6 protein-coding genes and 1 pseudogene are annotated in these 8,343 nt (G+C 68.0%); 5 read left to right on the top strand and 2 right to left on the bottom strand.

What is annotated here, in order from left to right:
• Positions 1–336: 336 nt before the first annotated feature.
• Positions 337–1,416 carry a helix-turn-helix domain-containing protein gene (locus AC1DYD_RS40655; protein ID WP_478178377.1) on the bottom strand — a complete coding sequence of 360 codons (1,080 nt, stop codon included), beginning with the start codon at positions 1,414–1,416 and terminating at the stop codon, positions 337–339.
• A 161-nt stretch (positions 1,417–1,577) separates the two neighbouring features.
• Between AC1DYD_RS40655 and AC1DYD_RS40650 the strand changes: the two genes are divergently transcribed.
• The 5 genes from AC1DYD_RS40650 (at position 1,578) to AC1DYD_RS40630 (ending at position 7,989) form a co-directional block, all read left to right on the top strand.
• On the top strand, positions 1,578–2,036 hold the full coding sequence (locus AC1DYD_RS40650) for a (2Fe-2S)-binding protein (RefSeq protein WP_478178376.1): 459 nt from the start codon (positions 1,578–1,580) through the stop codon (positions 2,034–2,036).
• 2 nt (positions 2,037–2,038) lie between these two features.
• Positions 2,039–4,279 carry a xanthine dehydrogenase family protein molybdopterin-binding subunit gene (locus AC1DYD_RS40645; RefSeq protein ID WP_478178375.1) on the top strand — a complete coding sequence of 747 codons (2,241 nt, stop codon included), beginning with the start codon at positions 2,039–2,041 and terminating at the stop codon, positions 4,277–4,279.
• A gap of 94 nt (positions 4,280–4,373) precedes the next feature.
• Entirely contained in the window at positions 4,374–4,835 is a 462-nt protein-coding gene (locus AC1DYD_RS40640) for a (2Fe-2S)-binding protein (protein ID WP_478178374.1), read from the top strand.
• Positions 4,832–5,812 (top strand): FAD binding domain-containing protein, encoded by a 981-nt coding sequence (locus tag AC1DYD_RS40635; RefSeq protein WP_478178373.1) that lies wholly within the window; start codon positions 4,832–4,834, stop codon positions 5,810–5,812. Before AC1DYD_RS40640 ends, AC1DYD_RS40635 begins: the two co-directional genes overlap by 4 nt.
• Positions 5,809–7,989, top strand: a complete 2,181-nt coding sequence (locus AC1DYD_RS40630) for a xanthine dehydrogenase family protein molybdopterin-binding subunit (protein ID WP_478178372.1) — start codon at positions 5,809–5,811, stop codon at positions 7,987–7,989. Before AC1DYD_RS40635 ends, AC1DYD_RS40630 begins: the two co-directional genes overlap by 4 nt.
• Positions 7,990–8,093: 104 nt before the next feature.
• On the opposite strand, the pseudogene AC1DYD_RS40625 reads toward AC1DYD_RS40630, so the two are convergent.
• Positions 8,094–8,343, bottom strand: a pseudogene (locus AC1DYD_RS40625) (IS630 family transposase); the annotation flags it as partial.

The raw sequence follows: 8,343 nt of genomic DNA, 5'->3' as shown, positions 1-8,343 counted from the left end.
GCGAAGAACACGGCGCAGATCGTCACGCTGTTCGCGTTGTCGAACCTGTGGATGGCGCGGAGAAAGTTGATGGAGGTCAGGGGATGAGTGCGTCTGCGAGGCCCGAAACGGGCTTGCAAGGCGGCCAAAGCGGCGGCCCCGCGCAGCAAATCGTTGCCGAGCTTGCTCGATCGATGCATCAGGTTGCGTCGGCACCACCTTATTCATTCAGTTGTGATTGCAGATCGTGTTCTGCAGACCATCCCTAAACAAAATCAGTCTCGCCGCGCACTGTCTCAAAGCGGTCATGCCGGCGTGGGCGCACATGACGACCAGTCGCCGAAGGCTGCGACAACATCAAGCAGGAGGGCTCGATCCCGCACCGCTTCGCGAGTGCGCCAGTCGAACCGCCTGGGGCGTCGATCCCGTCCACGTCTGGAAGGCCCGCACGAAGGAGTTGGGATCCTCGAAGCCGAGCAGGAACGAGATCTCCGAGCCGGACAGTGACGAGTTGTGCAGGTAGTGGTGCGCCAGTGAATTGCGCAGGGCGTCGAGCGTCTGCTGGAAGCTGCTGCCCTCCTCCTGCAACCTGCGCTGCAGGGTGCGCGTGCTGACGCCGAGCTTTCTGCATACGGCCGGCATGGACACCTCGCCAGCGGGCAGGGCCTCGAGCAGCGCACTGCGCAGGCGTTCGACGGTGCTGGCGTGTATCTCCAGGTCGTCCAGTCGCTGACTCAAGGCCGGTTCGAAGAACTTCCACATGCCATGGTTCGCCGTGAGGAACGGGCGCTGCGCGTCTTCCGCCGCGAACACCACTGTGGGCAAAGGCAGGTCTTCCACCGGAACGCCAAACCAGGCGGCGTAGGCGCGCGCATCAGGGGCCGACAGATCCGGCGAAGGCCAGCCTATGCGCAGCGGGTTCACCGGGCTGCGCGTGGCCAGGCGCGCGAGCTGCACGAAGAAAACCAGCTTGAACGCCATGAGCACGCGCGGCGGCGTCAGCGCGCGATCGAGGAACTCCAGCGCGGCCGTGGTGCGGCGGGCGTCGTGCTCGAGCTTCAGCGCCATCGGCCCGCTCTTGTATTTGGCGAGGCGGGCCAGCGCACTGTTCATGTCTTCGCTGCACAAGGCGACGAAGAGTTCCAGATTGAACCAGTCGACCGACATCTTCTGCGCAAAGCGCAACGGCGCCGGGCCACCCGCGGTCCCGGCTTCCTCATCGATGGCATCCCAGAGCCGGAAGTAGGTCGCGGCATCGAGCCGGACACTTCCCCGTGCGAACAGGTCGCCGGGCAACTTCGCGCGGCGCAGCACGTTGGCGCGGTCCACTCCGGCGTCTTGCATCAGCACCTGCCAACCAGGCCAGACCCAGAGGGTGCGGGCATGGCTGAGGCGGTCGTTGGGGGCAGGCAGGTCGTTGGTACGCTCGGACGGCATGCCTCAAGTCTAGCTCGCCCATCGCGCCAGCGCATCAGCGGATCGCGCCAAGCAGGCAGAGACTTGTTGGCGCGTTTGGCTGCAATTTCGGCGCCATTTGCGAGTGCAGGCAGGCGTCGCCGTTGGAACAATGGCGTCATTGCACCCGAAGAGCAAGCGACATGAATCTGACAGTCAACGGAAAGTCCCACACGATCAACGTCGAGCCCGAGATGCCCCTGCTGTGGGTGCTGCGCGATGAACTGAACCTGCCTGGCACCAAGTTTGGCTGCGGCATGGCGCAGTGCGGCTCCTGCACCGTGCACGTGGACGGTACCGCGGTGCGCTCGTGCGTGACGCCGGTCGGTTCCGTCAGCGGGGCCGTCACCACCGTCGAAGGACTGGGCACGCCGGCCACCTTGCACGCCGTGCAGGCGGCCTGGGTCGAACACCAGGTCGCCCAGTGCGGCTACTGCCAGTCGGGCCAGATCATGAGTGCTGCCGTCCTGCTGCAGAAGTACCCCGCGCCCACCGACGCCAACATCGACGAAGTTATGTCGGGCAACCTCTGCCGCTGCGGCGCCTATCCGCGCATCCGCGCGGCCATCCACGACGCTGCCAAACGCATCCGGGGAGCCTAACCATGGGCAAGCTTGCAACCATCGCTCGCCGCACGTTCCTGATCGGCTCGGCCGCCGCCGTCGGTGGCGTCGCGTTCGGGATCTACAAGGTCAGGCAGACGGCGCCCAATCCGCTGCTGGACGACCTGCCGCAAGGCGCCACCGCACTCACGCCCTACGTGCGCATCGATGGCCAGGGCGTGACGCTGATCACCCCGCGCGCCGAGATGGGACAAGGCATCCACTCCACGCTCGCGGCGCTGGTGGCCGAGGAACTGGATGTGGCCTGGGACAGCATCCGCGTCGAGCACGGCCCGCCAGGCGCGGCCTACTACAACCGCGCCGCGATAGAACACAACGTCCCGTTCGCCGAACTGGACCACAGCCTGGCGGCCGAAGCCATGCGCGGCGCCATGGGCGTGATGGCCAAGCTGTTGCCCATGCAGGTCACCGGCGGCTCCTCCAACGTGGTCGACCTGTTCGACCGGACGCGTGTCGCCGGCGCGGCTGCGCGGTTCGCGCTGGTGGCGGCCGCGGCACAGAAGCTCGGTCTGCCGGCGGCGCAGCTGAAGACCGACAACGGCAGCGTCCTCGCCCCCGACGGCCGACGCCTGACCTACGTGGAACTGGCGCCGGCATCAGCTGGGATCGACCTGCCCGCCAGCCCGCCGCTTAAAGCCCGCGAGCAGTGGCGCTACCTCGGAAAGTCGATGCCGCGGGTCGACATGGTGGCCAAGTGCACCGGCACGGCCACCTTCGGCATCGACGTGCGGCTGCCCGGCATGGTGTTCGCCACCGTGCGCATGAACCCGGCGATGGGCGCGGCGCTCCTCAGGTTCGATGCCACCGCCGCCAAGACGATGCGCGGCGTGTTGAAAGTGATCGAACTGCCCGGCGGCGTTGCCGTCATCGCCAACAACACCTGGCGCGCCTTCCGGGCCGTGCAGGCCGTGCAGTGCGAGTGGGCCGAGCCCGGCTACCCGGCCAGCACGGCGGCGACGATGGAGGCCATCACTGCATCGATGACCGAAAAGCACCGCGACAGCCGGCTGCGCGACGATGGGGACGTCGACAAGGCGCTGGCCGGCGGCACGGTGCTCGAGGCCGAGTACCGCGTTCCCTTCCTGGCGCACGCGACGATGGAGCCGATGAACGCCGTGGCCTGGCTGCATGACGGCCAGCTCGACATCTGGGCCGGCGTGCAGAACCCCACGGCAGCGCGTGATCTGGCGGCCAAGGCCGCAGGCCTCGACGCCGCCCAGGTGCGGGTGCACGTCATGCTGATGGGCGGGGGCTTCGGCCGGCGCCTGGAGTCGGACTATGTGGTGCAGGCCGCGCAACTGGCTGTGGCGATGACGGGCACGCCGGTCAAGCTGACCTGGCGCCGCGAAGAAGACATGGCGTTGGACTTCTACCGGCCCGCGGCCGTGGCACGTTTGCGTGGCACGACGGCCGGGAAGCAGGCGCACGCGCTCGACGTGCAGGTGGCCTCGCTGTCGCCGGCCGAGTCGAACCTCGGCCGCCTTGGCCTGCCGGCCCTGGGCCCGGACGCCAAGATCATCGAAGGGGCCTTCGACCAGCCCTACGGCATCGCCAACTACCGCGCCACGGCCTACCGCACGCCGGCCGGCCGGCCGGTGAGCTACACGCGTTCGGTGGGCAACTCGTACAACGGCTTCTTCATCGAGAGCTTCATCGACGAACTGGCCGCGCAAGCCGGCGACGACCCGCTGAACATGCGGCTGGCGCTGCTCAGCCACGAGCCGTCGCGCAAGGTGCTGTCGGCGGTGGCGTCCATGTCGGGTTGGGGCCAGCCCTTGGCCGCCGGCCGCGGCCGGGGGGTGGCCTTCCACCTGTGCCGCGGCGTGCCGGTGGCCGAGGTGATCGAGATCACGACGACCAAGGAGGGCGTGAAGATCGACAAGGTCTTCGTCGCCGTCGACGTGGGCACGGCGCTTGACCCGCGCAACCTCGAAGCGCAACTGCAGTCGGGCGTGATCTTCGGGCTCAGTGCCGCGCTCTACGGCGAGATCACCTTCGCCGAGGGTGCGGCCGAGCAGTCCAACTTCCACGACTACCGGATACTGCGCATGCAGCAGGCACCTCAGATCGCGGTCAAGGTGCTGGAAAGCGGCGGCCCGATCTGCGGCGTAGGTGAAACCGGCGTACCGCCGGCGGCCCCTGCACTGGCCAACGCGATCTTCCATGCGACCGGCAAGCGCATTCGCGAATTGCCGCTGTGCAAGCACATCGACTTTGTCTGACGGCAAAGGCAACACTGCTGTTGACCAACGAGCCAACGAGCCGCGCGCAGCCGGATTGCGGGGGTACCGACTCACCAAGATGGAGAAAAAGCGAATGAAGACACATGTGCTTTCGCTCACCGTGAACGGAGAGGTGCAAACCTTGACACCTCTGCCTACCGCCACCCTGCTCGATGTCCTGCGCGACGATCTGCGGCTCACGGGCGTGAAGAAGGGCTGCGACCTGGGCGCCTGCGGGGCCTGCACGGTCCTGGCCGACCGGCGACGCATCAAAGCGTGCCTGGCGCTGGCCCATTCGTACGACGGCCGGGCGATCACGACGATCGAGGGGCTGGGGACAGACGGCTTGCTACATCCCTTGCAGGACGCCTTCATCCGCCACGATGCGCTGCAATGCGGCTACTGCACACCGGGCCAGATCTTGTCCGCCGTGGCGCTGCTGGAGGAGGGCGTCGATAGTCGGGACGCGATCCGTGAGGGCCTGGCGGGCAATCTCTGCCGCTGCGGGGCCCAGCCCAACATCGTGGCCGCCGTCGCCGAGGTCGCGGGGCTATGAGCGGCGACGCCTTCGACTACGTGCGTCCGGCCAACCTGGCCGAGGCGCTGGCCGTGGGCGCCGAGACGGGCTCGGCCTATCTGGCGGGCGGCACCGACCTGGTGCCATTGTGGAAGGTGCGCGCCGAGGCGCCGGCCCGCGTGGTGGATATCTCGCGCCTCCCGCTGGGCGAGATCGCAGCCGGGGCCAGTTTGCGGCTGGGCGCCCTGGCCCACCTGAGCGAGGTTGCGGCGGACGCGAGCGTCCGCGTCCGCTGGCCCCTGATCGCGGAGGCCATCAACGCCACCGCCTCCGGCCAGGTGCGAAACATGGCCACCATCGCGGGCGCGCTGCTGCAGCGAACACGCTGCGCGTACTTCCGCAATGACGCGCTGCCCTGCAACAAGCGCCAGCCCGGCTCGGGCTGCGGCGCGCGGACGGGCGAGAACCGCGGCCACGCCATCTTTGGCGCCAGTGAGGCCTGCGTCGCCACGCACCCCTCGGACCTAGCCGTGGCACTGACCGCGCTCGACGCCGAGGTCGATGTGGCGCAGGCCGGCGGCACGCGCCGCGTGGCCGCCCTCGATCTGTACCGGTTGCCCGGCGAGACGCCGCATCTCGACACTGTGCTTGAGGCGGGCGAGTTGATCCTCGCGGTCGAGGTCCCGGAGAGCAACGGGGCGCGATCGACCTACCTCAAGGTTCGCGACCGTGCCTCGTTTGAATTCGCGGTGGTCTCGGTGGCAGCCGTGCTGCGCGTCGAGGCCGAGCGGATCGTACACGTCCGGCTGGTCGCCGGCGGGGTCGCGGCCCGCCCCTGGCGCCTGGCGCAATGCGAAGCGGCGCTAGTCGGACAGCGACCGACGCAAGCGGTCTTCGAAGGCGCCGCGGCACTGGCAGTCGAGGGCGCCCAGCCGCTTGAACACAACGGCTTCAAGATCGAGCTCCTGCGGCGCGCCGTGCGCCGGGCGCTGGAGACAGTGGAAGGCAAAACGTGACGCTCCATCAAAGCCCTGTCCGCCTCGAGGCCGCGCTAAAGGTCACGGGCCGCGCCGTCTATGAGGCCGAGACGCCGATGGCGGGGATGCTGCATGCGGCCCTGATCGAAGCGCCGATCGCCAGGGGCCGACTGCTCGGCCTCGATGTAGAGGCGGTCCGCGGCCTGCCCGGCTTCGCCGATCTCGTCTCCCACGCCGAAGCCCAGGTGTTGAAGCCGTCGGGGTCAATCGCCCTCGTCTGCGAACCCGCGATCCACTTCGCCGGCCAGCCGCTGGGCCTGGTGGTCGCCGAAACTCTGCAAGAAGCCGAGGCCTGCGCTCGCGCTGTCCCGCTCCAATTGACCCCTGAGCCCGCGGTCACAGCCATGGACCAGGCGCTGGACACTGCCTTTGCACCGGACCTCGCGGGCCGTTATGCCTCCGCCTCGCAGCGCGGGGACGCAGCAGGGGCGCTTGCGGCCGCGCACCTGGTCGTGCGCAACCGCTACGACACTGCGGTCAACAACCACCATCCGATGGAGCCGCACTCGGTCATCTGCGCGTGGGATGGCGACCGCGTTGTGGTTCACACCGGCACCCAGGCGGTCTTCCTCAGCCGGCGGATCGTGGCCCACAGCTTCCAGATCCCGGTAGAGCAGGTACGGGTGGTCTCGCGCTTCGTGGGCGGCGGTTTCGGCTGCAAAGGACCCCTGTGGTTGCCCTGGCTGATGTGGACGATCCTGGCGTCGCGGCGGACGGGCCGCCCTGTGCGCCTGGAACTCACCCGCGCCCAACTGTTCAACCTGGTTGGCCGGCGGCAGGAGACGGTGCAGGACCTGGCCCTGGGCTTCGACGCCGACGGCCGCCTCACCGCCATCGACCACCAGGTGCTGGCCCAGACCGCCACACATGGTGACTACAGCGACGCCACCGCGACGACGTCGCGCTCGCTGTACGCGTGCACAAACGTCACCACCGGAAATCGCATCGTGCGCACCAACGAGCCGCTGCCGGCCCCCATGCGCGCACCCGGCGTGGCGCCCGGGACCTTCGCACTGGAGTCGGCGATGGACGAGGCGGCCGAGGCGCTGAGGATCGATCCCTTCGAGCTGCGGGTGCGCAACTACGCCGACCGGGATCTCGATGCCGACAAGCCGTGGAGCAGCAATGGCCTGCTGGACTGCTACACCGCCGCCGCCCAGCGGTTCGGTTGGGCGGCGCGGCCGGCGCCGGGGCACTCCCGAGACGGGCGCTGGCGGATCGGGGTCGGCATGGCCTCGTCGGTCTATCCGGTCCACCGGCAGCCCTGTCGGGTGAAGGTACGGATCGACGCCGATTCGGGTCTGCTGGTTCAGTGCGGAACACAGGACTTCGGTCAGGGCCTCTACACCGCAATTGGCCAACTGGCCGCCGAGGGCTTGGGCATCGACATGCGTCAGGTCCGGGTCGAATTGGGCGATACCGACCTGCCCGAAGGTCCCTTCACCGGCGGCTCGATGGTGACGGCGAGCTTTGCGCCGGCGGTCGCAGACGCCGTGGCGATCCTGCGCGCACGGCTGGCCGAACTGGCCGCAGCGGATGCGGCCTCGCCGCTCGCGGGCGCGGACGCCGACGATCTGATCTTCGAGGGCGGGTTGGTCCGCAGCGGCAGCCGAAACGCTGCCGAGAGCCTGGCCGACCTGATGGTTCGGTATGCACCGGACGGCTTGGAGGCCGAGGGCGCCGCGACGATACCGGAGAACCAGCCATTCAGCGCCAACGGGTATGGCGCGATCTTTGTAGAGGTGGGCGTCGATCCCGACCTCGGCGAGGTGCGCGTGCGCCGCTGTGTGGCCGCCTTCGCCGCCGGCCGCATCATCAACGCCCAGATGGCTCACAGCCAGTACGTGGGCGGCCTGATCGGTGGTATCGGCATGGCCTTGCACGAGCAGGTTGACACCGACAAGGCTACAGGCCGCATCGTAGGAAACAACCTCGCCGACTATTTGATCCCCACTCACGCCGACATGCCCGAGTTCGACGTCACCATGCTCGACGAAGATGACCCGTTGCTCCCCGGCGGCGTCAAGGGCATCGGCATGCTGGGCAGCGCAGGCATCCAGGCCGCCATCGCCAATGCCGTTCACAACGCCGTCGGCAAGCGGGTGCGACGGCTGCCAATCCGGATCGAGGACATACTCGGTCAATCACCCTACTAAGCCGCTGATTGGCGGCTCTACGCCACCTCCGCACATTCGGTAGGCTCCTCCAAGGCTGAGCGGTAGCCAACGAGCGTCTCACTGGGCGAGCTCTGCGCAGCTCTCTAGTGTCGTGAGTTAGAAGTTCGCAAACAAAATCTCTCGACGCTCGCAAGGATGTCATCGGCAGTCTTTGACCAGACGAACGGCTTGGGGGCGCTGTTGTTGATCTTGATGTAGTGCCTGATGGCCTGTTCGAGCTGGCGCGTGGAGCGATGCGTGCCGCGGCGGATGTACTTCTGCGTCAGGGTGGCGAACCAGCGTTCGACCTGGTTCAGCCAGGACGCAGAGGTCGGCGTGAAGTGTGCACCTGAA

This window comes from Variovorax sp. P4_B11 (assembly GCF_056402355.1).
The sequence above is the reverse complement of the archived record's forward strand: the minus strand, read 5'-3'. Positions and strand labels throughout refer to the sequence as shown.

Bases quoted from the DNA above. Each gene is read 5' to 3' on its own strand.
- AC1DYD_RS40655 (WP_478178377.1), bottom strand. From the start codon at position 1,416: ATGCCGTCCGAGCGTACCAACGACCTGCCTGCCCCCAACGACCGCCTC.
- AC1DYD_RS40650 (WP_478178376.1), top strand. From the start codon at position 1,578: ATGAATCTGACAGTCAACGGAAAGTCCCACACGATCAACGTCGAGCCC.
- AC1DYD_RS40645 (WP_478178375.1), top strand. From the start codon at position 2,039: ATGGGCAAGCTTGCAACCATCGCTCGCCGCACGTTCCTGATCGGCTCG.
- AC1DYD_RS40640 (WP_478178374.1), top strand. From the start codon at position 4,374: ATGAAGACACATGTGCTTTCGCTCACCGTGAACGGAGAGGTGCAAACC.
- AC1DYD_RS40635 (WP_478178373.1), top strand. From the start codon at position 4,832: ATGAGCGGCGACGCCTTCGACTACGTGCGTCCGGCCAACCTGGCCGAG.